A 25,636-nucleotide genomic window follows, 5' to 3' on the forward strand; every position below is an offset into this window, starting at 1 on the left:
ATGTACTTCCTTAAATGGTTTTAAGACGGAAATTAGGGATAAAAGAATCAATTCGTTCAGACGTTTGGTAAGGCGGTTTTACAGAGTTTTTAACATTCAAATAACCTTTTTTCTCAACCATATTGACAGGTAGATTTCGGGCTAATTCATTGTTTTCATCAAAAAAACTGTAATCATTTTCAATTTCAGAAATCTGAATATCTTGAATTTCGCCAAAACCTTGAGAGTTATTAAGACCAATAAAGCCAAGACTATTCAAAAGGTACTCAATTTTTTTGGCATCGCCCACGGCGTTGAATTCAATAAAACCAGCTTTAATACCTTTGTGGGTGGTCACACGCTTACGGAAGCCGCCACTTTTGGTAATAATGGTTGCCTTTTTTTCAGCCTTCGGAAAATGCCAATCTTCCCAATGTGTTCGTGTGGCCATAGCCCATTCAATTGCTTCAACTGGGTAATCTTTACTTCGAATAAAACGCAATGAGGAAGCTTTATAGATTCCGCTGGCTGGGTCTTTATCTAATACAGTATCGATCTTTGCCAAAATAGCGTTATCATCCAAATCAGAGTTTGCTTTGAATGCCCAGTACAGCAAGCCATCCAAATTAATCGGATACTTAGGCTGTAAAATGGGTGAGCCTATCTGGATGGTGATTTTCAATCTTTTCATATTAAGAAAACCTCCTTTTTTTCCTGTAAGAATATTTCTGCGTTTAAAAAGTTGTTCATGAATCTTGTTGGAATTGCATTTAATAGAGCCGAATTACCTTTAACGTTGCGGTTATAAGGCATACGACTATCAGCAATCCAAATCTTCACACTATGGTCAGGACCGCGTGTACCACGACCAAAACCCTGTTTCATTTTTGCTATAACATCATCTTGCTGATTGACCCATAGCGCATTATTTTTTGCTAAGTTCGATGCACCTTTGAGCAATGCACCTGACTTCAATGCAAATTGAATTAAGCTATTGGGAGGGCTAAAAGGAATACGAGTCATCACTACATTAGAGATCAACTGGTCGCCATTTTCTTTTTTAACGTTTAACCCTTCCCATGCTACGCAACTAACCAAAGTCTTGCATTTACCTGATTTAAAATCAGCAATGTACTCTTTCAAAGCGTGGCCACTTTCATGAATACAAATATCTGCTTGTTTTTTGAGTAGAATCCCAATGGTTTTACTTTCACTATGTGAGTTAGTTAATACCAAAATGTTTTCACCGGTTTTTCTAGCAGCCTCAATCATTAAGACTGTGTTTTTAATCCATTCAGGATGAAAGGTCATTTCAATTTCTGAAAATTCAAGTACTGGTGAAGGGATATCATTTTGAGTTAAAACAAACTCCATATTTGCATAATGCTGTGGAGATAATGAAGCTTCGAACAATACCGGTATTGAGCGTAGCCCAAGACTATATTGGCAATTGTTAAATGATAGTTCACGGCGTGAATCTGAAATGGTCGCACTGGTGAGAATGATTCGATCAGCAAGTTTGCCCATAATTACTCCGAAAATACCCGAAGCAAAAACATTCAGTGTTGCAAGTGAAATATTCCGTTTTATTTTAGAAAACCCGATTGCAGAGATTGTGTACTCATCTACAGGCTGTTCCCATCGAGCCAGTGCTGAAATTGCCTTTTCAGCATCACGCGCTAAGGTTGAAAGTTTAATATCTAAATCGTCAGATTCCATTGAGCTTAAGAACTTCGACAGCAACTTTGAAAATAGATATGAAAAACTTAAAATCTGTTCTTTATAGACTGCAAAATGCTTACGGTCTGATGTTTCTGTGATGAATTCCACATGGTTAAAACGCGGGTAATTTTTCAAATCAATTTCAAATTGATTGAGCAATGACCAACTTGCATTTACTTGCACTGTAAGTTCTTTATAGTCCTCTAAATGGGTTAGAAGACGTTTAAATTCTGAAATGCTTGTGCGATAGTTGAATAGATCGAAACAAATTTCACGGCACTTATGAGCTTCATCAAAGATGATGGTATGTATATCAAGCTTATCTAAACCGGTTTGTTTCGAAAGAATTAGACTATGGTGATTTGAAACAACGATTGATGCTTCTTTTACACGTTGTAGATGGTACTCAAAAGCTTCATTGTCAACTGTCTGACGATGCAGTAGGCAAATATCATCGATGGCGATATCTGCAGGTAAATCGCCGTATTCTTCAATGTAGTCGGCCCACAAACCAGAACCGTCTTTGCACATGTCTTTTACTGTATCTACAAAGCCTAGTAACTCATCCTTACGGCTGTTATCAGCTGCTATTAATGCATGGCATAGGGCAGTGGTACGATCAGGCGAGAAGAATGCTTGACGACCCATTCTGTAGCAAATGACTAGATTGTTATCTAGACCTAATTTATGAAGAACTTCACGGATAAAAGGAACATCTTCATTGAGAATCTGTTTCTGCAATTGTCTGGTATAGGTACTGACAATAATTTTTTTATCGCCAAATTCAGGTGTCATTGCAATGTATATAGCTGCAGGAATCAAGTAACCAAATGATTTACCAATTCCTGTATCTGCTTGCAAATATGAGGCTGCTTTTTCAGGGTGAACAATAGTTTTAGCAATGTAAAGCGCATAATCATGCTGTTCTTTTACATAGCGGCCACCTAATTCTGCCAGAATTCCATTTGGCTTAAAAACCTGATCTATATAATCTAGGAATTTAGTCATTTTTAGACACCCGAAGCATACCAAAGCCATAAGTTTTATAGCGACCAATACCATTAAGCCAAGCGCTTTCAAATGCTTCTAGGTCAACGATTTTTGCAGTAAAACTAATTTCCATTGTTTCCAATGGCTTTGAGATATTACCGCGCTTAACAGCATGTTCTTTACGTGTACTAACGCCTTCTTTATATTGGAAGTCGGATAAGCCGGCTTTTGTGAATAATTTTGATAAATAATTATCTAGTCGCTCACCTTCGAGCTTAATATATTCATGGTTTTCAGCATTTTTGGCTTTACGACCATGCTGTTTTTCAAACGCCATACGTTCTTCTTTTGAACGCATAACTTGTAGGTCCCGTGACAGGGTGACTGAACCGGTAATAGAATCACCACAAGTCACATCTAATGTTACTTTTTTGGCTAATGCTTTCGGAATGTCTCCACTACTACGAATAATTATGTACTCGTTGAATGGAGCGAAAACAATCGATTTACGATCAGGATTGTCGGGGAGGAAGTCACGAATTTTTGCAGATGCCATTGTTCTGAAAACTGCGCCGTGAACATCACTGTCAACATAGGGAATTGCCATGTGATAACCAATCATTCTGCTGCACCTATTGCTGAGAGCCAAATAGTTTTTGCCTGTGGGTCATGTGGTAGTACTTCTGCACACAACTGGGCGAATTCCATGTTATCTGTATAAAACTTTTGTACACGATCACTTAACTGACTCATACGACCAGCTGTAATTCCACGTAATACAACAAGACCTTCTGTTTTAGTATTCTTATCTAGGGCAAGGAATGCTTCTTTAAACGCTAACCATCCTTTACGGGGTACGATTGTTGTACCTGTTTCATCACAAATGACAAGATGGCCTTCATCACCGACAAGTAGGTTATTTAAATAGAGTTCTTTGCGCGGTGTGATATTGATTGCTAGATAAGCGCGGTGATCTTCAAGCATTGCAATTAATGCAGCATTGCCAGATAAACCTTTTGCTATAAAAGGGAAGGTAGGTGATAACTTTTCAAAGTATTTACCACCGACCCAAAATTCTGGTTGTTCATCACCAGTAGGAATCAGCATCCATGCATTTTTATAGTCCATAAAACGCATAGGAATTTTTGGTGCTTCAAATGTCCCTTGTGCAATACCAATGTTTTCATAACTTGGTTGTGCAAACACACGCAAAACATCACTTTGTACTGTGCGAATGCCGTCAGAACTAACGTTTACATAACCTTCAACTTCATTGCCAAAAACTTCACATGGCCCATGGTCTTTTTCAAGTTGGTCAAATTCTTTTTTAAATAACGGAACAATTTTTTCCCGTATTAAATCTAATGCGTCAATGCTCATTTTATACCATCAAGGTTGGTCACAGCTTTATATAAATAATACATCACAATGCGGTATATGGATATAAATAATTATAAAATAGTGCGACATTTTTGTTTACTTATGTCATTGGTCTTTAAAGACAATTGATCTAAGATTTTTGACAAATATTTCGAGACTGAAACAAGTTTTAATTGCTTAAAAACTAAGTTATCAGTCAGTTAAGTTATTTTCAAAAAAATAAATCTAAACTTATGTGTCACGAATTTAAAATAAATCTTAACTTATCTGTCATTTTGCCAATTTCATAAGCAAACTTGATTTAAAACCGCGTGTGCGATCTGCTAATTAACTAAAATTTGATTTTTTAAAATATCTATAAATTATCTTAAGTAGACATTTATAAATAAGAGTAGGAGTTAGAGACCTTTTAAGCTCGACTAGCAATATCAAAGAGTTCACTAATTCCAATGCTTTCATCTAAATTAGGCTTCTCATGCAACCAGATAATCCACTTTTGCAAGGTTGCTGACCAAGCCAAATAACTGGTTTTTTTAGAATTAAATATAAAAAAATTACCATTAAAAAAAATTTCTGTACCTCTAGGTCGAATTTTCAAAAGATGCCGTGCGTCTTCCGATGACAAAGGTTTTTTAAAGCGTTTATTTAAATTAACGTACATATTTCAACTCAAATATTAGTTTTATGGGAAGCAAAAAATAATCACAGAATAAAATTTAGGTGTTGATCACATCATTCTACAAATATTTCTTGAAAAGCATTATTCTGTGGAGCCGCAATATCTAATGCGTACATCTGTTAAGTCCTTTTCGAACTTTTTCATCGCTGCAGGCAAAATAATATATTTAATTTCTTTATTGTCGGCAAGCAAGCTATTAACCATTGGTATGTAGTGTATTTTATCCATTTTACAATGATTCATGTGAAGGAAATCTACTTTAAGACTGCCTACAGTGCTAAAGAAGCAAGATGAGTGCAAATCTTGACCAAGCCATAGCTCATGTAAAGAATTTAATGAAGACAGTGCTGAAAAGTCTTTTATGTTTGGTAGGAAAGTAAGATGTAATGAAGATACCTTTACTTGTAATATGTTGTATTTATTGTGATTTATGCGCCGTTAAATATCAATTTTTTAATTTTATTTATATGGGTTTATGGGTAAGTCTCATGTACATTCTTAGTTGGCCATTCACAATAAAAAACCGCATTAAATTTAATACGGTTTTTAATAAAAGATCAGATTAAACACTGTCTATTTTTTCGAGTTGCAATCTATATATTTTTACACTATCAGCATTTGGTGCATCTGGTTCGTATTTAAAGACAATTGTTTCTAAAATACTTTCGCCTTTCTTGAGGAAAAATACATTGTGTAACCCTAGCTCTAATGGAGTGTCTATGGCGTTACCAATCCCGCTGTAAAAATTTAGTTGTTGATCTAGTTCTGGAATAATTTTTTTGCTTTTTCCATCTTTATAATGTTTTAACGGATGAGTGTGAGAAATATATAGTTTTATCATTTCTGCTTCTGCAGCAAGATCAAATTCTTTACTCTCTAGAACATCTTTAAAATTTCTAACCATAACAGCATCTTTACGATTAATTTTTTTGATACGCCTGTTAGTTAGTGGAAGAAAAATAGCAAGATACCCTACAACCAACCCCAATATAAATGAGATAACTTTAAATAGTCCTAGAAAGATAATAACTAAAAATTCCAATTATTTATCCTCTTTTGAATCATTTATAGGATTTAAATTTTCATCTGTTTCAATTAGTTTTGCTCTGTAAATCGAAGGTGTAAGTTTCTTCAAACTAAAATCACATACCGTAAAATATCCAAAAATATATTTATGATCTTTTTGGGATATTAGTATGGGTGCATTTAGAACAACATTTGCTACTAAACTTTTTTGTAAGTTCCGCAAATCGCCTTCACTATGATCACGCTTTTGAAGCGCATTTGCTAGTTCAGAGCTTGGATGATTTTTAAGGGAGTCGAACATATCATTGTTAGCATTTAAGTAATATTTGATTATCTTATAGTCATATTTATTCGCTCTTTTGAGCAGGAAAAAAAACCTTACTGATATGTACAAGCGAGAAAACTTATTAAAAAAACTATTTTTTAAAATGGTGGAACTTTCAAGAATTCTTTGGATTAGGTAAATAACCAATCCACAAGAGAAGCCAATCCAAAAGCTAGAGGAATAGGCACTGATTAATTCAATAAAATTCATATTTATTTTCAAACCACAAAGTTAAAGTAGTTTACCTTTGAACCTAACATAGAGACAAGATTTCTAAAATTCCGGCACTGCTTTTAAGAAAATATTAGGATTGGAAACCGCTATAGCACACAGATAATCTAAATAAAAAAAGAAACCTTTCTTTCTGACAGCAGGCGAAGCCAAACAGTGAGCGCAAGCAAGCTGTATCCGAAGCTTATGCGAAGGTTAGTTGGTCGGGCGCAAGCTCCGGCCAGAATAGCGTAAGCGAAGGACCACAACCTTATTAGAGTGTCCAAGTAAGTGTTGATTTAACGAAAAGAGCCTGAGTGAATTTTTACATTCAGGCACTGATGACTACAGTGTTAAATATAGTCCAGTTTGTTCTTCAAAAGTTTTAATAAGTTGATCAAAGAATAGATTTTCAAAAGTTTCAATAACTGTGAATTTCATAGCATATAAGCGACAAAACTCAACATCGTATAGATCAGAACCGTTTAAGGTTACTTTTAAAAAATTCGTTTTATTTTTACTTTTACCACTCCAACGAAAAGTTACGCCTTTTTCAACAACACAGAAATTTTTAGCACCAATGAAACCACTTAAACGTGCCATACCGCCCATTTGGGCTAAAATTGTCTTTGCGATTTCTGAGTTGATAGCAGACATTTGATTATCCTCTTGTTGATGTATTTATTATAATCATATACCGCATTTACATCTAGTTAGTTATTGTAATATAATGTTATTAAATATGTGGTTAGAAAGGATTATCCAAAAAAAAGCCCATTTAAATGAGCTTCTGAATAGTCAATATTAGATCAGTCGGGAAAGACTAGAATTAAATTCTGATTTATATTGGCCCAATGTTAAATTCACATTTAATGCTGTAGTCACCAGTCCAGCCATGTGAAGTGCTTCACTCATATCGGGAACCATTACGTCATATTCCGTCTGCTCGTTGTTGTGTTCATCTTTGCAGTGGAACGTGATTGAATAGTCGTCTTCTGCAATTCCATCAGATAAGGTAAAAGAAAGGAATTCGTTATTTCCCCGTCTAAATGGCCATATATGTGCTGAGATATGTCCTGTTAATCGTTTTGGTATTTCTTGAATATGAAACTCAGCCCAATCAATTGCGCTGCTCAAAGTATTTGTTGTTTCATAATCTTGCAAAAAACTGGCATCTCTACCTTCAACCACATCAAATTCACCACCATAAAAATTTATAGAGTCGTTTGCATTTGCATTATTTTGATTCAAAGTCTTGGTGAATACTTCAAAACGGTCGAGAAGATAAGATTTATTCGTTACTACATCAAAATGATTAATCACATTGTTATTGCTATCAATGGTTTTGTTTTCATTATTATGAAATAGATGGAATGAATATTGTTGAGTATCCACTAAACAGAAAAAGGGGAATTCATTAGTTGACCCATTTTCTTTATAATAGAACGGTCGAACAAAAGCATATCCTTTAATTAATGGAATGGTCTTAATATGAAGATCAAATTTATTCACTACTTGAATAATATCTTCCAATGCTTTAGTTGCAGGAGGGGAAATAAGTTTTAAATTTGATTGTTCTAACAATAAATCTTTTAAATTTTTCATTCTGTATACCTAGCCTATATTAAGCCACCGTTGCTGATAATATTATTATAACCATATACCGCAATAAATAAAAGATGTGGGCGACATAAATTGACGTTATAAAGATATTATTGATTCTGCTTTTCAATAAAAAATTTCAAAAATGAATTTATAAGTATAAAAAAAGCCACTTTAAAGTGGCCTTTGTAAATGACAGATAATATGAGATTAATTTTCTTAATTAAATCAATATTTTTTAGTTTTTTTGACATTCAATCTCAGCTTGCTTTTGTCACATAAGTTAAGATTTTCTAAAATTCTCTGACACATAAGCTAAGATTTTCTTTGACTTTAATTTGCAGATTAATTAATTAAATTCAGGATGCTTATAAACCTCAGTGTCATACTTTTTTTGTTTAGCGATGATATTATTTTTGAGTATATCTACCTTATCCTGATGTATTTTCACAAAATCCTTTTGTGCTGCCTGCCATGCATCAAAGCCTTGCTTCAAGTCAGCAATCGTACCTTCCACAAACCTACCTTTAAAAAACAAATTATGATTTTGCAAGTTAATTTCGCACGGTCTGAACAGATACATGCAGTAGCTATCGTCATTGCGCTTCTCTACATACAATACACTGCCCATAATGGCATCCCACCCATGCAACATCATGTCATCTGTGCCTTCTTCACGGATTAAGTATTGGTGATAATAAATCGAGCTGTTCACGATCAGAATGTTTTTCGCCTCACTGCCATATTTCCGCACAGTGACATGACCTTCGGGGAAGTATTTTTTTATAACGTCAGGTATCCATTGAAAGTCTTTTTCATCAATTTTATTGAATGTTGTGTACTCAATCCGTTCATGTTTCATCACGCCTTTTTCATCCAAATGCCATTGACGGTTTTTGGCGCTAAGTTTGAGATAAATCACTAAAATGACAATCCCTAATATTGTTATGAGCGTGATTATTTGCATTGTATTCTGCCTGTAACCCCAAATTATTTTATGCTCTAATTTTCAATGTATTGAGAGGTTTATTCAAGACTACTTTTGCACTTGTTTCATCTTAATCGAGCTATTGATAATAACTCCAGCAGCAGGCACATTTTCATCGTCAATTTTTTCAGAAATGATATGTATAAAAAATAGAGCCATTTAGACTCTATTTTTTAAGTTATTTATTGTTAAGATCACCAGTCAGGGCATTCACGTTTTTTTTCTTCAATTTGAACTAGATCAATGAGTTCTTCTAAATTTTTTGCGTTCATCATAAGGTGCTGAATATCTGAAAATAGAAGGCCATCAAATTCAGTAGAATAATTTATATGAACTGGTTCCCCATTTAAAATGCGCATGTGACTCGTTTCAGCAGTTACAACGCCTGAAATACCAGAATTCCAATAGGTGTACTGAATATTATTTTTTAATAATAAATCTGCTTCTTCATCAAATTCACCGTAATTTCGTGTGCCCATTTCGATAGTAGCGGTGTCTGAACCATCATTATAAAGTTCATCTGGTTTTTCAAAACCTACAACTTCAATTGAATTATCTTTAAAAATACTTAAAACTCGTTCAAGGTTTTTTACCTCAACATTTAATTCAACGTCTACCCATTCGCCCATATCATAATCTCCATTGCTGATACTTATATTATAACCATATACCGCAAAATATAAAAGTAAGTGCATGTAATATATTGTATAGTTGCTTTTACATCTCCCTTAAAACTTTTCTAGGTTTCAAGAGAATCAGTCTGGTAAATTTATAAATAAAAGCTCCTTTCCTTAATACAAAGGTTTAAAAGGGCAGGCGTAAGCATTGCCCTGTAGCGCAAGCGAAGTGGCAAAAAAAAGAATCCTTATCAGATTCTTTTTAATTTGTTGATTTTGCAATTTAGAAAAAGTTTTATGGGTTTTTATTATTTAAAGCCATTTCTATACCAGCTTTTACGCGTAAGTATTCTTGGTAACATGCTTCATTTGGGAAGGCAGTGCGACATTCAACATAACCTGTAGAACTTAATCTTTGATATTTTTCGTATTTTTTTTCTTTAAAGAGGTCTGCAGTTTCTTTATAAAGACCACCCCAGCGGCTCTTAAGTCCATGTACACGATCTATCGTAATTTTTGAACCTTCACGCAATTCATTGAAGCTCATTTTGGGTAGATTAAAGGTATTTTCGATTTCAAGCACTTCATTTGAGCCTGCTGCAACAACATCATGGACAATCCGGATATACCACTTATGATTACGATCAATAAGGTTCTTAAGTAAGCACTGAGTCAGTAGATCATCGTTCTTGTGATTGAAAGCACCGAAAGCCGTAAAGTCATCGCCAAGATTATTCGCTTCCACCAATTTTGCTATTACGTCCTTATCATAATCTATGAAAAATTCGAGAGATAGCACAACAGGCTTTTTAAAAGCAGGGATGTACTTTTTTGGCTTTTTTGGTTTTGATGAACTCATTTAATATTCTCTGTATTAGGTTCTACTATAATTTCTTGCACAAATACCAAACATTAATAAGTTTGGTATTTGTTATTGCTTCAACTTTTAACTTAGAACATCCAATCATCTTTATTTAGATTCTGTTTTTCTAAACTTTTATATTGATCTTCACTAATTTCAAAAATCTCATCGATTTTGATTACTCTGCGATAAGCACGGGCATCATAATTTAACGTGTGTTTCTTGAGTTCCTCAGTGGTCCCTAATAAACAAACTTTATTTACAGCCTGTTCATAGCGTTCATCTGAAAGTTCAACGCCTGCTGCTAAGCAGAACGCATTCTGGAGCAGTGTTGTCATCTCATCTTTGCCATTAACTAAAACATTTAACGAACCCATATCGAAATGATGGAATACAACGTGAAGATTAGTCATAAAATATTTATCCTGTTCTCTTGTATTCTATTATAACCATATACCGCATATATATAAAGTAAATACATGTAATTTATTTCTTTATATTTTAGATGATAACTATAATTAGAAGATATTTTTAAAAAATCAGAAAATTCTTCTTGAATTTTAAGCATTATCTGACATATTGAGGGAACGGGTAGTAGTCCGGACTTGTGTGAAAGTCAAAGCTGCGTTTTTTCTGTTGTTGAATAATTTGATATTTTCTATTTTTCAGCATTGTTTAAATTCACACCGCTGAAAAAATTAGGGAATACTCATGTCTGATACCATACAAAGCGCATTAGCAATTTCAATTAAAAAACAAGCTCATCGCTTGAATATTGCATTCTGGATGCTTAATACAAAAAACGAAATTCTGCAAGAAAGACCTCCAATTAAAGCGCCAACATTAGCCCAGTGCCAAGAAATATATGCAAAAGCATACGGTTTCAACACACATAATGGTGCAATTCAAGCAGCTGATCAGTCCTATGAATTTGACCAACTTAAATTCACAAATGCACTTAAAGAAACCTTAAGAAAGAATAATTTAGATCGTTTACAAATCATGGACGTCATTGAATCCACTGTTTTCGAAGATCAGTTTTACAGCAAACTATATCGTGGCCAAGAGCTTGCTGAATTCTTAAGACTTTTTCCTGTTTTAAAATATATTCAACCACCAAAAATGAACTATCTAGATGGTATTTCAATTCACTACGGGCCATCTTTTTATAATGATCAAGTTTCCAAAGATCATGAGCCGGTAGTCGAAATGTTATTTAATTTGATTGTCGAAAATATTCAAAAAATTGATTTCTATGATCAATCGGAAGGCGATGATACTGGAATTTTAGATATCCCTCTTAGCCTTTTTTATAATCATGACATTTCAGATGTGCATCTTACCCAGTCTTACTTACGCTGGTTATGTGACATCTTTAACAGTTCAATGTTCTGCCAAGCTAAAAGTGGAATGTTAGAAGTTAGTGATCTAAAGCAATCAAAAATAATGCTGACAATCAATAAGTGTTTCTACAGAGACATTGTTAAATCTAATAAGCTCCATACTCAATTTCAAGGACTCCTTGAAATGTTCCATGAGGTTCTTAAGATTTATCACCCTGCAGTCATTAATTTTAAATCGCGTAAACAATTAGAAGGCAAAGGCCTTAGTCAGTACTATTTATATCGGAATTACTTCATACGACAACTAATTTTGTGTGACCGAGAATTCAATCAAGAGCCTAGTATACTTGTTGATAATTTAGACTTGAAAGAAGCAATTAGAACGATTAATCCTCATAACACTGCTTTGATAAATGAGGCACTCGAAAAGTTTGATAATCTTGTTGCTGAATTACGTTTGTTGCCTGAGCTGAGTCAAAGACTTAAACAGGAATTTAAGGATACTAGAGTTAACTTTGAGGAGGCTGAACAGCAGTATATCGATGAGTATTTTAGAGTTTTGAATAAGCATCTTAATGGTTGTATAGCGAAGAATCACAATTTATATTTTTGATTATATCCAATAAAAAGCCCAAATAAATTGGGCTTTTTTTAAACCGCGTGTGCGATGACATAATATAACTGGTGACGGTCGTTATAAACATGCTCGAAAAACCGCATGTGCGGTGGTTATTTGACACCATTTATACAAGCTGTACGGGAAACAGCATTTTTGAATATAAGTGCATTTTTCTGACACTGTTCTAAACTTGCTTGTGGGATGTGATCAATCCCACCACTATATACGATTAGAACTAAATACCAAGTGTTCATAGAAACTCTCAACGTTATTTAAGTATAATATTTAGTATAACCATATACCGCAAAAATAACTATGAATTATTGTACTTATTTAATTTTAGATTATGATTTACAACTAAATCTCATCTTTGATGTACTATAATATGGTTAATCTAATTAAAAGTTAAAGATGATTATGCAAGAAAAAACATTCGAAAATGAAAGCTATAATCAAGTCACTTTAAAAGTTCCCAAATGTAACCTCTTAAAATCCATTGATGATTTTGGTATGCAATTGCAGAATATTGGTCTTGGTATTCTCGTATGGACGTTGAGTGTTGGTAATGAAATATTTAGCAATCAAATGAACACTCTAATTACTGTGCTTGCATTTATAACACTCCTTGCTTTTTTAGTGCTTATGTACAAAATGTTTAGCTTTTTCACATCATGCCATGATCAAGCAAAGGCACATCCAAGAGGTGTTTCATATTTTTATATAAACTCACAGATTAATAAAAATCTTTTTAATCTAATATCTTTTAGAAATTTTAGAATAATTCTTATGGTTTTATTTCTTGTTCTTAGTTTTCTTATGGATATTAACATCGAAGTATTAGCTGTAAAATATGTATATTATTTTTGTTTAACTGTTGGGTTATCTATACAGTTTTGTGTTTCATACTACATATATAAAAACAAATATTTATATCTATAATTATTAAAAAGGCTTGTTAATCAAGCCTTTTCTATTATTAAATTATTTTTTTGCCTCTATGTAGGTATCATAGACTGATTTCCAGTCTACAAACCTACTATAAATTTTATGCATGAATATACACTTAAGTACATAGAGTAATAATGAAAATCCTAAAAGAAAGTATCCATATTTTAAGTTGAAAATAATGGGTTGATTAAAATCCAAAATTGGTAATAGGATTAGATAGATACCATTAATAGCCAACACAGAAATTACAATAAAATTTATAAAAGAAAAGAATATTGTTGAAGGGGGGAGGCGTTCATTAATATTTAAATACTTTACTAAATTTTCTATCCCTTCGAAAATAAACATAAATAAAAATGCAAACACGAAGATGCAGATAAATATCAGTACAAAAGAATTTTTGAAAACTTCCTGAACAAATGCATAGTATTTATTGATAAACTCATAAATATGAATATTTATTATAGAAATAGAACCTAAGTAAAAGCTTAGAATCATAAATAACTTAATATAAAAATGACTTTTAGATATTTTCTTAATTAATTTTGTTTCAAATACACTCATGACTTTTGCGATATTGACACTTTTTCGTTTTACTTCAAAAGAAAGGTCATTTGCAGGCATGGTATATGTTAAATATTTTAGCGAATTATTCAAAGCAGTATCAGCAGCAAGACAAATTTGTGTATAAGATTTCTTTTGAAGCTCTTGATAAATGACAAATTGCTCTAAAAATGAAATGAGGTCATTATCTGGTTCTAACTTATTTTTTTCATTTTCAATAAACAAAGAGAGGCTATGAAGTTTACTAATAAGTACTTCATTAGAATCATTTGTACTGATTTTTAGACTATTGATCTCATCATAAATCAATTTAAATTCTGCAGGCTCGGTTAGTTTTGACCATGATAAAGCAGAATTTAAAAAATTAATTGATGCTCTTTCTTCTTTAGTGAGAAGTATATTATTGCAATTGAAATTGTTCGAATATTCAAATGCTTCTAAATCCTTTTTAATTTTACTATTTAATTCACTAATTTTTTTTTCTAAGTTAATTGTTGGGAATGGAATATTGTTTATATCTTCAATTATTTTTATTCCAACCATTTTCTCATTGTTAAGTAATGAATACTCCATGTTGATTTTTTCAAAATCAACCAATGAAACTTCTTCATTGAATATATTTTTCAATCGGGTTTGTTGTGGGCCTTGAATCCTTTTTTCAGATGAATTTTTATAAACTACCTCATCGTCCTCATAAACCACCAGTGCTTCTCTAGACATAATCTTTGACCTATTTATAATTATAATAATTATAACCATATACCGCTTTACGTTGAGTTATTATTTGTAATTAAATTTTGTGCTTTTACAATGCGTTAGTCTAAAATTAGAGGTAAGGATAATCTCAAGAAAAACAAATAAAATCCTCTTATTTGATTACAGCGTAGCTACATAGGAAGCGTGAGCATACTATGCCAGAAGCATAGGCGGAGGGATAAGTAGGGCGGGCGTAAGCTTAGACCTCGCAGCGTAAGCGAAGCGGAAATTAAGCCTATGACAGGCCTAAATATTCTAAAATTTAATTTCTACATAATTGGCGAATTACATACTCACCAAAGTTATTCAGTTCATGCTTGTTATATCGAATTTCATATTCTCGACACTGGGCGTTTTGTCTTAAAAAAGTTATATCAACAATATTACTTGCTACTCTGTTAATTTCAAGAATCCGTTCAACTTCTTCAAAGTCTAATTCATTTCCATGTTCACCACTTTTAATTAGTGGAAAACGTAAATTTGAATTAATACCTGATAACAGGTTATGACAACAAAAATGAACATGTCCATCTACAACAAGGCACACGATGCTTTCACGATTATCATTTGAGCTTTTCATTTTTAATCTCTTTCGCTGAATAAGTTTGATTTATGGCCCTAAACTTTATTAAGGCCATTTTTTGTATTAAGAGCTTTGTTTTTCATATACAGCTACTAAATCAGGATAACCAGATAAATAATCGGTAACGATCTGCTTCGTTACATCATCATAATCACCGATAAAACCACTTACGCATTCAATGCTTTCGGTATGTTCTGTATCGCATGAACCACAATTAGAGACTTCGTTTATGCTAAAACCCCAACAATTACCTTGTTGATAGTTATCGTACTCTTTTAATTCAGACTTAAGGTTTTCGTTGGCAACGTCATGGCTCCATTTCAAGCCTACACGCTTGAATTCTTCTGCTACAGTAAAAATCCAGCCACATTGCCCACTATCCCATCTGCAGCTAAAAGGGGTGGTGCTATACGTCACGCCGCTATGGTCATAAACATATAATGGTTTAATAAAGATATATTTGTCTTTCAGCTTATTCTTGCTGGCAATAATTGCTTCGATTAATTGGCGTGTGCTACGTTCATTGGTAGAAATCCCAAGTTTTTTAGCAACAATATACAGTATATCTTTTACTAAATTCTCATCATCCCCGATGCTATATTTGTGGCCAACCGTATAAATTAGACTGATTGTTCCTTCATTCCAATCACGTTGTCTTGGACTTGTTGCATGGAGGTCTTGAAATAATTCAAATACATGTTTTTCTGATCTAAAGCTAACTGGTGTGTAATCCATTTGAGTTCTCCGTTGCTGATAACTCATTATAACCATATACCGCAAATTATTGTAGTAAGTTATTGTAATTTAATGTTTATGTTTGCTTTTAAATTAATATTTTTAATGGTGGTGGATTTTGAATTTATTCTTTTTTGTAGAAAAACGACATTTCTGATAACCAAGCCAGTATGCGTAAGCATATTGGGTCCGGAGCTTATGCGAAGGTTTTAATAGGGCGGGCGTAAGCATCGCCCTGTAGCGCAAGCGGAGCGAAATTCATGCCATAAAGACATGAGTTTAAAAAGCGAAAACTTAAAGTGATAATAAAAACTTATCTAATTGTTCATCAATACTGCTTAAATCATCTGCAGTATTAATAATGAGTTCATGAGCATCATGGTGAACTTTAATATGCGTTGTTCCAACTTGATCTGTAAAAACTCCTACACTGCACTCAATGTTCAGAAATTCGTGAATTTGGTATTCTTTTTGTTCTAAGGAAGCATTGTGCCATTCTGCATCAACATCATCCAAAAAGCGTGAAAATAGTAATTCAGTATCTTGTTCGATAGTCTGATGAATCATAGAGAAAACTCCAACATAATGATTAATTATAATTTCGCGGATAAGACTTCATTTACTTACTTAAAAATTGAAATGGACTGGTACTCACTATCTGCATAGACCAGTAATTCTTTGGCAATCGAAACGAAAAGTTTAGCCAAACTTTTATCATAATCTGGCATATCGTTGATTTGATAGCTGAAATTATTTAAGTGTTTTAATACTTCAATATATTTAATGCTATCTGCAGAGGCATCCGCTAAAGTTTTCAATTCGCAAACTTGTTTGATGTAATCATTTACATTAGTTTGAGTTTGGTTTGGATATGAATCATTTACATGATTAACAATAGTTGAACCGAGAATTTGGGTAAGTAATTTATAATTATGAGTCCGATCTGTTGCATAGAACTTCTCAGATACAGCCGCACTAAATACGAGATCATCGTCTATTAAGCCATCACTGAATCCTGCAAGATTTCGAGCTTCTGCAAAAAATTTACCAAGGACAGTTTCTGCTGCACTTGGTCTGGTTGTAGTGGCAATGATAATTGAAAGACTTTTAGCTGAAACGATATATGATGACATTTGAGTTCTCCGTTGCTGAGAATTCATTATAACCATATACCGCTAATGCAACAAGTTAACTTATGTAACTGATTTTAATAATTTTATTGAAGTTTATAAATTTGCTGATGGTGCTCTAATTTATTGGGCTTTAAGACTCATCTTCTTTTTCCAAAGCTTTATCAATTTTTTCCCAGTGTGCGAATTCAAGCCAATTGCCAATAGCTAATGTTTCCTTATTGGTACGCATGTAGCTTAGCTTGTGATGGCCATAATCAGATAAATCAACAATATTATCTATCACATTATCGCAATTCTCTACATCTCTAACGCCTAATCCAAGCATTAATAAATTAGCAAAATGTCGTAGCTCGTTTCTTCTATTCTCATGCCAATCTTCAAAATTTGAATAATCCGAAGGTTCATTCGTATGTGTGAAGTCAAAGGTTTCATTTTTTGTAATGTAGCAACAACCGGACTCATAGAGTGCATCAGTAATTTGAACTTTTTGTTCCTTAGTCATACTGCGAATTTTATTCTTACTTTGAGCTAAATCAGCTACAGTATAGATATTTTTAATATTTAAGAGTTCTACTAATTCTGGATGCTCTTTTAGAAACAGTCCATGATTCATCTCCTCCAAAGTTGTATTACTTGCCGTTTGGTAATTCATTAGGTAATCGCCCCTAAAAATAAAAGGATCTAAAAGTAGAATTTTCTCTTAAGATACAAGCAGGAGATTCTGCATGAAAACATCTAAATTTACTGACAGTCAGATCATGTCTATTTTGAAACAGGCGGAATCTGGTACACCTGTAGCTACTCTTTGCCGTGAACATGGTATGAGCAATGCTACATTCTATAAATGGCGTGCCAAATATGGCGGTATGGATACGTCATTAATGGTTCGACTCAGAGAGTTGGAAGCAGAAAATACCAGACTGAAAAAAATGTATGCTGAAGAACGATTAAAGGCAGAGATTATTCAGGAAGCAATGTCAAAAAAGTGGTGAAGCCATCTTGCCGACGTCAGATGGCTCAACAAGCCGTTGCCCAGCATAAGGTTAGTATTCGTTTAGCTTGCTCTGCATTTGGCATTAGTGAAACCTGCTACCGTTATCAGGCTAAACTTAGCGATGAAAATGCATTAATTGCTGAACAGCTCATTAAACTCACTGAGGAAAATTCCGATTGGGGATTTGGTCTGTGCTTCTCATATTTACGACATGTTGAGAATTACTGCTGGAATCACAAGCGGGTTTACCGCATTTACTGTGAGTTAGCACTGAATCTACGTATTAAACCGAGAAGAAGATTAAAACGGCATGCACCAGAACCACTGAAAGAACCTATCAAAGAAAATCAGGTTTGGTCACTGGATTTTATGCATGATCAACTTTCTGATGGCCGAAAGTTTCGATTGTTCAATGTAATTGATGATTATCGTCGTGAAGGACTAACCATTGAAGCAGGATTCTCATTACCTACAACTCGAGTAATTCGAACTCTTAATCAGTTATTGGAATGGAGAGAAAAGCCATTAGTTATTCGGTGTGACAATGGACCCGAGTTTATTAGTCACGAATTTGTGCGCTGGGCGACTGAGCATGGTATTCGTATTGAATACATTCAACCGGGTAAGCCACAGCAGAATGCGTATATTGAACGATATAATCGAACTATACGTTATAGTTGGCTGAGCAAGCATTTGTTTGATACGTTAGAAGAGGTTCAGGATTATGCAACTGATTGGTTGTGGCATTACAATCATGAAAGACCACACCAAGCTAATAAAGGAAGACCACCTTTGATGGCTGCTTAACCTCTACTTTTAACTTCGGTTATTTATGGGAGGATTACCATTACACACTATCCTTTTAGTTAATGATTTTATGATTCCAATAGGAATAAATTTTGTGCTGATTTTACTTCATTTGGATGATACTTTTTCAACATCTTGAATGCGACTTCTGCATAGTTATTGCTTTGACCAATAGCACTTTCTGACTGATTAATTTTTTTAGAAATCATTTTCTTTGTTTCTAGTTTTTCAGTCATTGCTATACAGTCGGGAGTTAATCCCTTAATTTGATTTTCAATATCTTGATATTGTGCATTTAATTCTAGTAACACTTTTTCATAATTTCTTTTGGCATTTCTTTCTATCTGCAACTGAGAAATTGTGCCTTCTGAGCTTTTTTCTAATGGTGGAAATTTTGCCCCGCTGCAAGAGTCATTTACAATATCAACTCCATACTGATGCATCTTATATCCATGATATGCAATACAATCCCTATCATTAGGTTTAAGTCTAATGAATCTGAAACAACAGGCGCAACGGTGATAATCACTTTGATCTTTAGGGCTAAAATCAAGTTCTTCAATCCCATCAGAGATAGCATTAATCAGGAATTGTATTTCTTGATTAATAATGAGCATATCGTTTAAATACTTATTATCAGGTTGTAAGGGGAGGGCAATCTCAGTAACCCAGCTTAAAATCTTTTTATCAATTCCGTGGTATCTAAATAACTTCCAAACAGAATATTCTACATAATTTAAATCTTGAGAATTAAATTCAACGCTATTCAAAACAGCTTCATTCAATTTTTTATCTTTATATTTTTTTTCAACAAATGGCTGTAGGTCATTGACCAAGTTAAACATATACATTTTGAGGCGTTGCAATTCTGAGTTCTTCAATCCAACATAATTAAGCTGTTCAAAAAGAATTTTGCATTTAATTGCATTCAAAAGTGGGTTTAATCGGTTTTTTCGGCCAGATGCTTCCACTGTTAAACCGTAGAAAAGTGGAGCATTTTTTTCAAGCCAATGCTTAATCTGTTCTTCAATTTCAGAAAATTCAGGGTGTTTTATTTTTAGGTCATCCCAATTCTTTGCCATAAGCATTTTGCTAAGATCAATATTTCCTAGATTTATTGAAAATTCTTCTTTAATACTGATCATGGGAAGGCTCCTATTATTCTCTTAGTATAACCATATACCGCCTATATTGCAGTAATAATATGTAATTTATTTAGCTTTTAATTTAAGATATTTCCTTATTTAACCGCAGCATACGGCGTTAATCCATAAACGATAGAATTTCACCAACTTTTTTGAGAACAAGGCCTAATGCGTAAGCATTATTGGGCAAAGCGCCAGCTATTTTTAGAGCCACGGCGCAAGCAGTGGGTCGCAGCGCAAGCGGAGCCGCCAGTAGTTCAGAATTTATTGAGAATAAAAAAAGCCCCTTGAGGCTTTTAAAAAGTAGCTTTTATCAAACCTTGTTATAAATTTTGCAAATTTAAAAAAACATATCCTGCGATGACGATCAGAGAAAAAATGCCACTGATACCAAAAACCAAAAAAGATTGTTGTTTGGACGGGAAATATTTATGGCCAAGCTTACAGATACTCACTATTCCAATAGTTGCAATAATGAAAATTGCCATAAACATAAATGTTTTTAAAAATATTGTCATTGCACCTTTGCCTTAGTTTATACAGACAACATACTGGTAGGGTGTATGTTTATACGCAATCAAATCTGGAGAGAGTTTCTCTTTTGGTGAAAGTTTTTCAATCAGCTCGCCAGTCTTCGGATTCTCTTTGCTTAGAACCAAGCTTAATGAATATTTACGTCCCCGATTTTTAATGAATTCTAGTATGAATAATTCAGTTTCGGTCAATTCAAAAATGCTTTGGCCATTAACAACTTCTATAAAAGAACTGAATAAATCTTTATCTAAGTCTGTATTTTCATTAATTGCTTTGATGATATTGCTATAAGCGCTATTGGTTCCTGTACTCATTTGCAAGTTTCCTACTTCATTGTTGATAGATTAAAGTTTAAGTTGTCAGTCAAAATCACTAAGCGAACAAAAGTATAAACGTGCTTGCATGATTAGATAAAAAATAGCCGATGCAATCATGCAGTATGCTGAAAACTGGCTGACTCTAATATTTTCCGTAAATCCACCAGATATAAGCATTACAGTCGAAGCTAAAATCATAAGCATGATACCCCCATAAGAATAGAAATGGAGGCTACTTTGCTTCATACGCCATTCGTATAAGCTATTAGAGGCCTTGCTACTTTCAAGATTTTTAAGAGGTGATATGGAGATAACAAAAGCCCATTTATCAATGATTGAATGTAAGCACCATAATATTGAAAATACAGATAAACAAAGAACCCAAGTTAGACCAAGTGTTTTTAAAGAAAGACCGCCCCAATTAAAGTGATTTTTTAAAAATAAAAATCCTAATAGGCTCAATACAATTAATCCAAAAACCATTTTGGATAGAGCAATCGTTTTAAGCGCGGTATTAATCAATTTAAGGCGCTTTTCAAGCGCTCTGATCTCTAGAGTTAGTTCTTCGTTTATTTGTTCAGTATGGCTCATTCAGTAGCATCCTTGGAGCTTTAACTGACTTCTTTTATGGAGCCAGCATCTTTCAATAATAATTTATGAGAAGTATCGAATAACTTCTCATTTGATAAGGGTTCAATTATTCCTTATTTCTGTTTTTGATAACATTCGGGCGTTTAATGGTTGTGGTTTTATAACCTTTATCATCTTCATTAATAGAAGAAATAGTGGCTTTGAGTTGAACAGTATCACCAGCATTACCGATATCAGCCGTACCATCATACATAACGACAGAATCCACTGATTGAAGCACATAATGGAACTTCTCACCATAAAAGCCGTTACTGACTTTTGCTGTAGTAATGATTGCTTCAAACGTAATTCGTTGACCTATTTCACCTAAAAAAGTCATCGATGCATTTTGTGCAAGACGTTCTTCAAAAAGCCCACGGGTAAGAGCCATACCTAAACATAAGCTGGACAATTTTTTGGCAACAATTCGCTCCACAAAGTCACCAATAGTATTAAACTGGTCTGCAAACCATAGGACATAGCTATTAGGTAGGTCCTCGATCTTATCTCCACGATGCTTACCCATAGGTACATACCCACTTTCTAATACTCGTAAGCCGTTTAAAACATGGAGTGGAAGCGCCTTCCCAAATTCTTGAGATGTTTCATTCTCAGGACTGCCATCATCAAATTCTATGATCAAATTACTTGAATCGGTTTGACGCGCAAGAAGCAGATCGACATAAGCCTGAGCTTTATTGATTGCTTCTTCTTCATCTGTAGATAAATTACAGATATGTGATGAATAGACATTCCCTGATGTATCGAATACAGCACGGCGAAAAGTATAAAATACTTCTTTACCACCTACGCCAATATAGTAAACATGGCGTATTTTTTGGGCATTTGCCAAAGTGACTGCATTCATAGAGAAACCCTATAAGATTTGTTGTTGATGATTAATTATAAACATATACCGCAATTATAGCCAGTTAATGAATGTAAAATAGTGTATTAAGTATCTGATTTAAATAGAAAACAATTGAAAAAATTAAGTTGTAGATTTAGACATTAATTTTTAACGCTGTAGAAAATAATAAGTAATAAAACTACCCGTGGGTAGTTTCATATTTTAAAGAATTGTGGATTTAACTAGATAAACGAGTTGAAACAGTCTCACCGATAGATTGTGTCAAAGCGTAATCTGAATAATCTTTAATTATTCCATTTTTCCCGTAGTGATATGAATTGAAGTACATTGAAGTTTCTTCATGTGAAACTACACGAATTAAGAATTCTGTTTCATCTTCAATGAATGGGAATACCAGATCAGCGATAAATTCTAGTTCTGAATCCGGATTGATAATATTTCCGTCACACTCATCATCTCCATGAATACAGACTGTCACGAACTCACCTAATTCAGTGACTTCAAAATAGGGCATCAAGCCGTAATCTGAATATTTTTTATGGAATAAATCCCAGCTTATTTTTGAGAATAAAATTGGGGTGGTATTAATTGCATATACTGCATTTTGAGACATAATAAACTCCATTGTTGATGGTTTTTATTATAAACATATACCGCTTAATTTTTTGTGAGTTATTGTAAAAGATATAAAATGCTTTTCCAGTGGCCCATATATTCCAATACTGGTATTAGAGTTATTTACTGTACTGCACAGGAAAGCCTCTTTCTTTGAATACGGCGAAGCTACGCAGTGAGCGTAAGCCAGCTGCACCCGAAGCATAAGCAAAGGCAAAGAACCACGGGCGCAAGCATCGTGGTCCATAGCGTAAGCGGGGCGGGATTTTCACAATCAAGAATTTATGACCAAAAAAAATACAAATAATTAAATTTTAATAAATACAGGATGTTATATCGTTGTAAAAATAATTTGGTTTGATGTTTCTTATCTTGGAAAATCTCAATAATTTATATACTTATGTTAAAATAGCTATAGTGACATATCGCACATGCGATTTTGAGAACCTTCATATTTTCCGAACGGGCTTCCAGTTGGTGACATATCGCACATGCGATTTTGAGATAAATAATATTAAACCCCGCAATGCGAGGCTTGTGACATATCGCACATGCGGTTTTTAGAATTATCATACTTGGGCGAGTACACCCCTTAAATTTACATATCGCACACGCGATTTTGAGACACTGACGTTTATGCTGCGGCAGTCCTGTTTAAAGACATACCGCACACGCGGTTTTTAGATCGTTGCCTTGTACAGAGTAATTAGAGACTATGTGGCATATCGCACACGCGATTTTTAGAAACTTATTAAATGTGAAAAGACAGTGATGAACGTGCTACATCGCACATGCGATTTAAAAAAATGCCCTATAATATAGGGCATTTTTCATACTAAGCGGTATAGTCCAAAAGAAATTGCGTAATGTCGCCTTTAATTTTCTGTTGATTGCGATCATCAATTAAAAGTGGAACTCCGTCTTTAGACTGCAGAATATACTCCAAGCCTTCGATTTCTTCTAAAAAGAACTTATATTCTTCAATAATGAAATTGTACATTTCTTTTTGGGTCGCAAAAGTTGACCCTCCATTTCTAATGAAATGTTCAATATCAACTGCAATAGATTTATATTGAGCAAAGAAATAACCATGTGGATTTACAAGGTAGACTTCTATGGTTTGTTCTGGTGCCAAAATTGTACTCATGTGAATACCCTCAAACGTCTTGATGATTCTCTTTTTAGAGAGCTATAAATTAGGAAAGCTACGAATTTCAATCATAAATTCATGATTAGGCATCTCTTTAATGACTGGTTGTACGTGCGTACATCCACAACAACGGAACTGGCAGTCGCACTGAACTGTTAGAGAGTCATAGAGAGCATCTAGCACTTCTGCAGGGGGTAGGGATAGGTCGTGGGTAATTCGGACAATACCGCGATTCCACACGCCGTATGAATCAGGTTCAGCTACAAAGTGGCTAATGTCGATATTGCGGATTAGTTTTTTCTCTTTATCTGCAGTTTTGAGACTTTTCCCACCTAAAAAAGTATAGATCGGAATGATGGTTAAAGATTCTTGATTAGAATTTTGCATTGTAATAGTCAATAATGATTATGAATTTATTATAACCATATACCACATAAACAATATTGAATAAATGTAAACTTATATTGTATAAGCTTATGTTAAAATCCCTATTGTGACATATCGCACACGCGATTTTAAGAAATGCAGTAGAAGCTTAACTGCCCAACAATGCGTGGTATATCGCACATGCGATTTTCAGAATGAGTATCATGCGCGGTGATTGTAATAGCTGGTGATATATCGCACACGCGATTTTGATAAATAAAAGACATTACAAGGATTGATAGTTACTTAGGGTTATACTTTGACAATGTGGAAAAATGCTTAAAGTTTATTGAGGTACTCATAAAATTCATCTTGGCTTAATCCCAGTACATCATTTTGAATATCTTGGTCATACCACAAGGCCATACAAAATTCGCTTACTGCTTTAATCCACTTTTTCTTCTTGTAGTTTTTAGATGTCCTAAATCCCTTCATGAAACCAGCCCAATTTTTTAAAACCTGATGATAGCCTTCTGGTGCTTTGGCAATCACTTTAACGAAATAAACAATCTGTACATTTACTCTGAATGACTCTACTGGGTAGATAATTAAATCATTAGAGGTAATGCTTAAACTTGCCATAGAAGTTTCGCATAAGTCCTCATTCTCAATTGTAAAACCATCTCTTAACTGCATATCTCCGTAAGAACGATCACGATTAACAATGGAAAATGTAGGCAAAGATTCTATGTATTCTAAAAAGCGTTTATCAGACAGGTTGAGATCAATGAATTGATCAAGTGAAAGCACTTCACTGTTCCTTAAGTATGACTCAATTTCATCTACTTCATGGTCAGCCGTATTATTCATTTAACTTCTACTGAATTAATCTCTTTAGATTTTACTATTCTTATCCTTGGCCACTTCAACGATAGCGATATGGGAATTAAAATGATATTCCGTTGCTTGTAGGGCAATATCTGACGGCGAAAATTTTGGCTTGGATTCATCTACATTAGAGCAAGAAATCAAAAACCCAATCAGGGGAACAAGCACTAATGCTTTCATAGATAATCTTCCAAAAGTGGTTATATAAAATAAGATTCTATGCGTAATATCATGTGTAAATGCTTTTAATCAAAACGA

31 protein-coding genes are annotated in these 25,636 nt (G+C 33.8%); 3 read left to right on the forward strand and 28 right to left on the reverse strand.

What is annotated here, in order from left to right; translation table 11 throughout:
* Positions 1 to 10: 10 nt before the first annotated feature.
* The 13 genes from AMD27_RS16925 to AMD27_RS16985 all read right to left on the reverse strand — a co-directional run bounded on the left by AMD27_RS16925 (position 11) and on the right by AMD27_RS16985 (position 10,793).
* Positions 11 to 670, reverse strand: coding sequence for a hypothetical protein (locus AMD27_RS16925; protein ID WP_067663556.1), 660 nt, complete (start codon positions 668 to 670; stop codon positions 11 to 13).
* Positions 667 to 2,709 carry a helicase C-terminal domain-containing protein gene (locus AMD27_RS16930; RefSeq protein WP_067663559.1) on the reverse strand — a complete coding sequence of 681 codons (2,043 nt, stop codon included), beginning with the start codon at positions 2,707 to 2,709 and terminating at the stop codon, positions 667 to 669. The genes AMD27_RS16925 and AMD27_RS16930 overlap by 4 nt, the downstream gene beginning before the upstream one ends.
* Positions 2,702 to 3,313: a type I-E CRISPR-associated protein Cas6/Cse3/CasE gene (locus tag AMD27_RS16935; RefSeq protein WP_067663562.1), complete on the reverse strand. Its 612-nt coding sequence runs from the start codon at positions 3,311 to 3,313 to the stop codon at positions 2,702 to 2,704. The genes AMD27_RS16930 and AMD27_RS16935 overlap by 8 nt, the downstream gene beginning before the upstream one ends.
* Positions 3,310 to 4,071 (reverse strand): hypothetical protein, encoded by a 762-nt coding sequence (locus AMD27_RS16940; RefSeq protein WP_067663565.1) that lies wholly within the window; start codon positions 4,069 to 4,071, stop codon positions 3,310 to 3,312. Before AMD27_RS16940 ends, AMD27_RS16935 begins: the two co-directional genes overlap by 4 nt.
* Positions 4,072 to 4,480: 409 nt before the next feature.
* Entirely contained in the window at positions 4,481 to 4,732 is a 252-nt protein-coding gene (locus tag AMD27_RS16945; RefSeq protein WP_067663568.1) for a hypothetical protein, read from the reverse strand.
* A gap of 580 nt (positions 4,733 to 5,312) precedes the next feature.
* Positions 5,313 to 5,792 carry a hypothetical protein gene (locus tag AMD27_RS16950; protein WP_067663571.1) on the reverse strand — a complete coding sequence of 160 codons (480 nt, stop codon included), beginning with the start codon at positions 5,790 to 5,792 and terminating at the stop codon, positions 5,313 to 5,315.
* Positions 5,793 to 6,311, reverse strand: coding sequence for a hypothetical protein (locus AMD27_RS16955; RefSeq protein ID WP_067663574.1), 519 nt, complete (start codon positions 6,309 to 6,311; stop codon positions 5,793 to 5,795).
* Between the two features lie 345 nt (positions 6,312 to 6,656).
* Positions 6,657 to 6,968 carry a hypothetical protein gene (locus AMD27_RS16960; protein ID WP_067663577.1) on the reverse strand — a complete coding sequence of 104 codons (312 nt, stop codon included), beginning with the start codon at positions 6,966 to 6,968 and terminating at the stop codon, positions 6,657 to 6,659.
* A 147-nt stretch (positions 6,969 to 7,115) separates the two neighbouring features.
* Positions 7,116 to 7,916 carry a hypothetical protein gene (locus AMD27_RS16965; RefSeq protein WP_067663579.1) on the reverse strand — a complete coding sequence of 267 codons (801 nt, stop codon included), beginning with the start codon at positions 7,914 to 7,916 and terminating at the stop codon, positions 7,116 to 7,118.
* Between the two features lie 346 nt (positions 7,917 to 8,262).
* Positions 8,263 to 8,880: a hypothetical protein gene (locus AMD27_RS16970; protein WP_067663582.1), complete on the reverse strand. Its 618-nt coding sequence runs from the start codon at positions 8,878 to 8,880 to the stop codon at positions 8,263 to 8,265.
* A gap of 215 nt (positions 8,881 to 9,095) precedes the next feature.
* Positions 9,096 to 9,530, reverse strand: coding sequence for a hypothetical protein (locus AMD27_RS16975; protein ID WP_067663584.1), 435 nt, complete (start codon positions 9,528 to 9,530; stop codon positions 9,096 to 9,098).
* Between the two features lie 283 nt (positions 9,531 to 9,813).
* A complete protein-coding gene (locus AMD27_RS16980; protein ID WP_067663587.1) occupies positions 9,814 to 10,377 on the reverse strand; it encodes a hypothetical protein in 564 nt (187 codons plus the stop codon).
* 92 nt (positions 10,378 to 10,469) lie between these two features.
* Complete coding sequence (locus AMD27_RS16985; RefSeq protein WP_067663589.1) at positions 10,470 to 10,793, reverse strand: hypothetical protein; 324 nt, start codon at positions 10,791 to 10,793, stop codon at positions 10,470 to 10,472.
* A 298-nt stretch (positions 10,794 to 11,091) separates the two neighbouring features.
* On the opposite strand from AMD27_RS16985, the gene AMD27_RS16990 reads away from it, so the two are divergent.
* On the forward strand, positions 11,092 to 12,336 hold the full coding sequence (locus AMD27_RS16990) for a hypothetical protein (RefSeq protein WP_067663592.1): 1,245 nt from the start codon (positions 11,092 to 11,094) through the stop codon (positions 12,334 to 12,336).
* A 423-nt stretch (positions 12,337 to 12,759) separates the two neighbouring features.
* Positions 12,760 to 13,281: a hypothetical protein gene (locus tag AMD27_RS16995; RefSeq protein WP_067663595.1), complete on the forward strand. Its 522-nt coding sequence runs from the start codon at positions 12,760 to 12,762 to the stop codon at positions 13,279 to 13,281.
* A 42-nt stretch (positions 13,282 to 13,323) separates the two neighbouring features.
* On the opposite strand, the gene AMD27_RS17000 is transcribed toward AMD27_RS16995, so the two are convergent.
* The 6 genes from AMD27_RS17000 to AMD27_RS17025 form a co-directional block, all read right to left on the reverse strand.
* Positions 13,324 to 14,574 carry a hypothetical protein gene (locus tag AMD27_RS17000; RefSeq protein ID WP_150115844.1) on the reverse strand — a complete coding sequence of 417 codons (1,251 nt, stop codon included), beginning with the start codon at positions 14,572 to 14,574 and terminating at the stop codon, positions 13,324 to 13,326.
* Positions 14,575 to 14,872: 298 nt separating this feature from the next.
* A complete protein-coding gene (locus AMD27_RS17005) occupies positions 14,873 to 15,190 on the reverse strand; it encodes a hypothetical protein (protein ID WP_067663601.1) in 318 nt (105 codons plus the stop codon).
* Between the two features lie 66 nt (positions 15,191 to 15,256).
* Positions 15,257 to 15,928 (reverse strand): hypothetical protein, encoded by a 672-nt coding sequence (locus tag AMD27_RS17010; protein ID WP_067663604.1) that lies wholly within the window; start codon positions 15,926 to 15,928, stop codon positions 15,257 to 15,259.
* Between the two features lie 294 nt (positions 15,929 to 16,222).
* Entirely contained in the window at positions 16,223 to 16,495 is a 273-nt protein-coding gene (locus tag AMD27_RS17015; RefSeq protein ID WP_067663607.1) for a hypothetical protein, read from the reverse strand.
* Positions 16,496 to 16,551: 56 nt separating this feature from the next.
* Positions 16,552 to 17,061, reverse strand: a complete 510-nt coding sequence (locus AMD27_RS17020) for a hypothetical protein (RefSeq protein WP_067663610.1) — start codon at positions 17,059 to 17,061, stop codon at positions 16,552 to 16,554.
* Positions 17,062 to 17,191: 130 nt separating this feature from the next.
* Positions 17,192 to 17,713 carry a hypothetical protein gene (locus AMD27_RS17025; protein WP_067663613.1) on the reverse strand — a complete coding sequence of 174 codons (522 nt, stop codon included), beginning with the start codon at positions 17,711 to 17,713 and terminating at the stop codon, positions 17,192 to 17,194.
* Between the two features lie 73 nt (positions 17,714 to 17,786).
* Between AMD27_RS17025 and AMD27_RS17035 the strand changes: the two genes are divergently transcribed.
* Positions 17,787 to 18,862, forward strand: a protein-coding gene (locus AMD27_RS17035) for an IS3 family transposase (protein WP_150115832.1) whose coding sequence is annotated in 2 segments (ribosomal slippage) — positions 17,787 to 18,039 and positions 18,039 to 18,862 — 1,077 coding nt in all. Because the reading frame shifts where the segments join, the coding sequence is not laid out codon by codon here.
* A 68-nt stretch (positions 18,863 to 18,930) separates the two neighbouring features.
* On the opposite strand, the gene AMD27_RS17040 is transcribed toward AMD27_RS17035, so the two are convergent.
* The 9 genes from AMD27_RS17040 to AMD27_RS18825 all read right to left on the reverse strand — a co-directional run bounded on the left by AMD27_RS17040 (position 18,931) and on the right by AMD27_RS18825 (position 25,558).
* Positions 18,931 to 20,007 carry a hypothetical protein gene (locus tag AMD27_RS17040; RefSeq protein WP_067663616.1) on the reverse strand — a complete coding sequence of 359 codons (1,077 nt, stop codon included), beginning with the start codon at positions 20,005 to 20,007 and terminating at the stop codon, positions 18,931 to 18,933.
* Between the two features lie 530 nt (positions 20,008 to 20,537).
* Positions 20,538 to 20,855 (reverse strand): hypothetical protein, encoded by a 318-nt coding sequence (locus AMD27_RS17050; RefSeq protein ID WP_067663623.1) that lies wholly within the window; start codon positions 20,853 to 20,855, stop codon positions 20,538 to 20,540.
* A 45-nt stretch (positions 20,856 to 20,900) separates the two neighbouring features.
* Entirely contained in the window at positions 20,901 to 21,449 is a 549-nt protein-coding gene (locus AMD27_RS17055) for a hypothetical protein (RefSeq protein ID WP_067663626.1), read from the reverse strand.
* Between the two features lie 106 nt (positions 21,450 to 21,555).
* Positions 21,556 to 22,356, reverse strand: a complete 801-nt coding sequence (locus tag AMD27_RS17060) for a putative quorum-sensing-regulated virulence factor (protein ID WP_067663629.1) — start codon at positions 22,354 to 22,356, stop codon at positions 21,556 to 21,558.
* Positions 22,357 to 22,576: 220 nt separating this feature from the next.
* Positions 22,577 to 22,972, reverse strand: coding sequence for a hypothetical protein (locus AMD27_RS17065; RefSeq protein ID WP_067663632.1), 396 nt, complete (start codon positions 22,970 to 22,972; stop codon positions 22,577 to 22,579).
* 837 nt (positions 22,973 to 23,809) lie between these two features.
* Positions 23,810 to 24,121 carry a hypothetical protein gene (locus AMD27_RS17070; protein WP_067663635.1) on the reverse strand — a complete coding sequence of 104 codons (312 nt, stop codon included), beginning with the start codon at positions 24,119 to 24,121 and terminating at the stop codon, positions 23,810 to 23,812.
* A gap of 42 nt (positions 24,122 to 24,163) precedes the next feature.
* Positions 24,164 to 24,511, reverse strand: coding sequence for a hypothetical protein (locus tag AMD27_RS17075; RefSeq protein ID WP_067663638.1), 348 nt, complete (start codon positions 24,509 to 24,511; stop codon positions 24,164 to 24,166).
* 318 nt (positions 24,512 to 24,829) lie between these two features.
* Positions 24,830 to 25,360: a hypothetical protein gene (locus AMD27_RS17080; RefSeq protein WP_067663641.1), complete on the reverse strand. Its 531-nt coding sequence runs from the start codon at positions 25,358 to 25,360 to the stop codon at positions 24,830 to 24,832.
* Positions 25,361 to 25,384: 24 nt separating this feature from the next.
* The gene (locus tag AMD27_RS18825; protein ID WP_171254882.1) at positions 25,385 to 25,558 is read right to left on the reverse strand and encodes a hypothetical protein; all 174 of its coding nucleotides are present in this window, start codon (positions 25,556 to 25,558) and stop codon (positions 25,385 to 25,387) included.
* Between the last annotated feature and the right edge of the window lie 78 nt (positions 25,559 to 25,636).

The organism is Acinetobacter sp. TGL-Y2 (assembly GCF_001612555.1).
GTDB lineage: Bacteria > Pseudomonadota > Gammaproteobacteria > Pseudomonadales > Moraxellaceae > Acinetobacter.

Bases quoted from the DNA above. Each gene is read 5' to 3' on its own strand.
- AMD27_RS16970 (WP_067663582.1), bottom strand. From the start codon at position 8,880: ATGCAAATAATCACGCTCATAACAATATTAGGGATTGTCATTTTAGTG.
- AMD27_RS17015 (WP_067663607.1), bottom strand. From the start codon at position 16,495: ATGATTCATCAGACTATCGAACAAGATACTGAATTACTATTTTCACGC.
- AMD27_RS17040 (WP_067663616.1), bottom strand. From the start codon at position 20,007: ATGATCAGTATTAAAGAAGAATTTTCAATAAATCTAGGAAATATTGAT.
- AMD27_RS17080 (WP_067663641.1), bottom strand. From the start codon at position 25,360: ATGAATAATACGGCTGACCATGAAGTAGATGAAATTGAGTCATACTTA.
- AMD27_RS17020 (WP_067663610.1), bottom strand. From the start codon at position 17,061: ATGTCATCATATATCGTTTCAGCTAAAAGTCTTTCAATTATCATTGCC.
- AMD27_RS16955 (WP_067663574.1), bottom strand. From the start codon at position 6,311: ATGAATTTTATTGAATTAATCAGTGCCTATTCCTCTAGCTTTTGGATT.
- AMD27_RS17065 (WP_067663632.1), bottom strand. From the start codon at position 22,972: ATGTCTCAAAATGCAGTATATGCAATTAATACCACCCCAATTTTATTC.
- AMD27_RS16995 (WP_067663595.1), top strand. From the start codon at position 12,760: ATGCAAGAAAAAACATTCGAAAATGAAAGCTATAATCAAGTCACTTTA.
- AMD27_RS16940 (WP_067663565.1), bottom strand. From the start codon at position 4,071: ATGAGCATTGACGCATTAGATTTAATACGGGAAAAAATTGTTCCGTTA.
- AMD27_RS16965 (WP_067663579.1), bottom strand. From the start codon at position 7,916: ATGAAAAATTTAAAAGATTTATTGTTAGAACAATCAAATTTAAAACTT.
- AMD27_RS17050 (WP_067663623.1), bottom strand. From the start codon at position 20,855: ATGAGTACAGGAACCAATAGCGCTTATAGCAATATCATCAAAGCAATT.
- AMD27_RS17000 (WP_150115844.1), bottom strand. From the start codon at position 14,574: ATGTCTAGAGAAGCACTGGTGGTTTATGAGGACGATGAGGTAGTTTAT.
- AMD27_RS16930 (WP_067663559.1), bottom strand. From the start codon at position 2,709: ATGACTAAATTCCTAGATTATATAGATCAGGTTTTTAAGCCAAATGGA.
- AMD27_RS17005 (WP_067663601.1), bottom strand. From the start codon at position 15,190: ATGAAAAGCTCAAATGATAATCGTGAAAGCATCGTGTGCCTTGTTGTA.
- AMD27_RS16985 (WP_067663589.1), bottom strand. From the start codon at position 10,793: ATGACTAATCTTCACGTTGTATTCCATCATTTCGATATGGGTTCGTTA.
- AMD27_RS16935 (WP_067663562.1), bottom strand. From the start codon at position 3,313: ATGATTGGTTATCACATGGCAATTCCCTATGTTGACAGTGATGTTCAC.
- AMD27_RS16975 (WP_067663584.1), bottom strand. From the start codon at position 9,530: ATGGGCGAATGGGTAGACGTTGAATTAAATGTTGAGGTAAAAAACCTT.
- AMD27_RS17070 (WP_067663635.1), bottom strand. From the start codon at position 24,121: ATGAGTACAATTTTGGCACCAGAACAAACCATAGAAGTCTACCTTGTA.
- AMD27_RS17075 (WP_067663638.1), bottom strand. From the start codon at position 24,511: ATGCAAAATTCTAATCAAGAATCTTTAACCATCATTCCGATCTATACT.
- AMD27_RS16925 (WP_067663556.1), bottom strand. From the start codon at position 670: ATGAAAAGATTGAAAATCACCATCCAGATAGGCTCACCCATTTTACAG.
- AMD27_RS16980 (WP_067663587.1), bottom strand. From the start codon at position 10,377: ATGAGTTCATCAAAACCAAAAAAGCCAAAAAAGTACATCCCTGCTTTT.
- AMD27_RS17010 (WP_067663604.1), bottom strand. From the start codon at position 15,928: ATGGATTACACACCAGTTAGCTTTAGATCAGAAAAACATGTATTTGAA.
- AMD27_RS16960 (WP_067663577.1), bottom strand. From the start codon at position 6,968: ATGTCTGCTATCAACTCAGAAATCGCAAAGACAATTTTAGCCCAAATG.
- AMD27_RS18825 (WP_171254882.1), bottom strand. From the start codon at position 25,558: ATGAAAGCATTAGTGCTTGTTCCCCTGATTGGGTTTTTGATTTCTTGC.
- AMD27_RS16945 (WP_067663568.1), bottom strand. From the start codon at position 4,732: ATGTACGTTAATTTAAATAAACGCTTTAAAAAACCTTTGTCATCGGAA.
- AMD27_RS17025 (WP_067663613.1), bottom strand. From the start codon at position 17,713: ATGAATTACCAAACGGCAAGTAATACAACTTTGGAGGAGATGAATCAT.
- AMD27_RS16990 (WP_067663592.1), top strand. From the start codon at position 11,092: ATGTCTGATACCATACAAAGCGCATTAGCAATTTCAATTAAAAAACAA.
- AMD27_RS17055 (WP_067663626.1), bottom strand. From the start codon at position 21,449: ATGAGCCATACTGAACAAATAAACGAAGAACTAACTCTAGAGATCAGA.
- AMD27_RS17060 (WP_067663629.1), bottom strand. From the start codon at position 22,356: ATGAATGCAGTCACTTTGGCAAATGCCCAAAAAATACGCCATGTTTAC.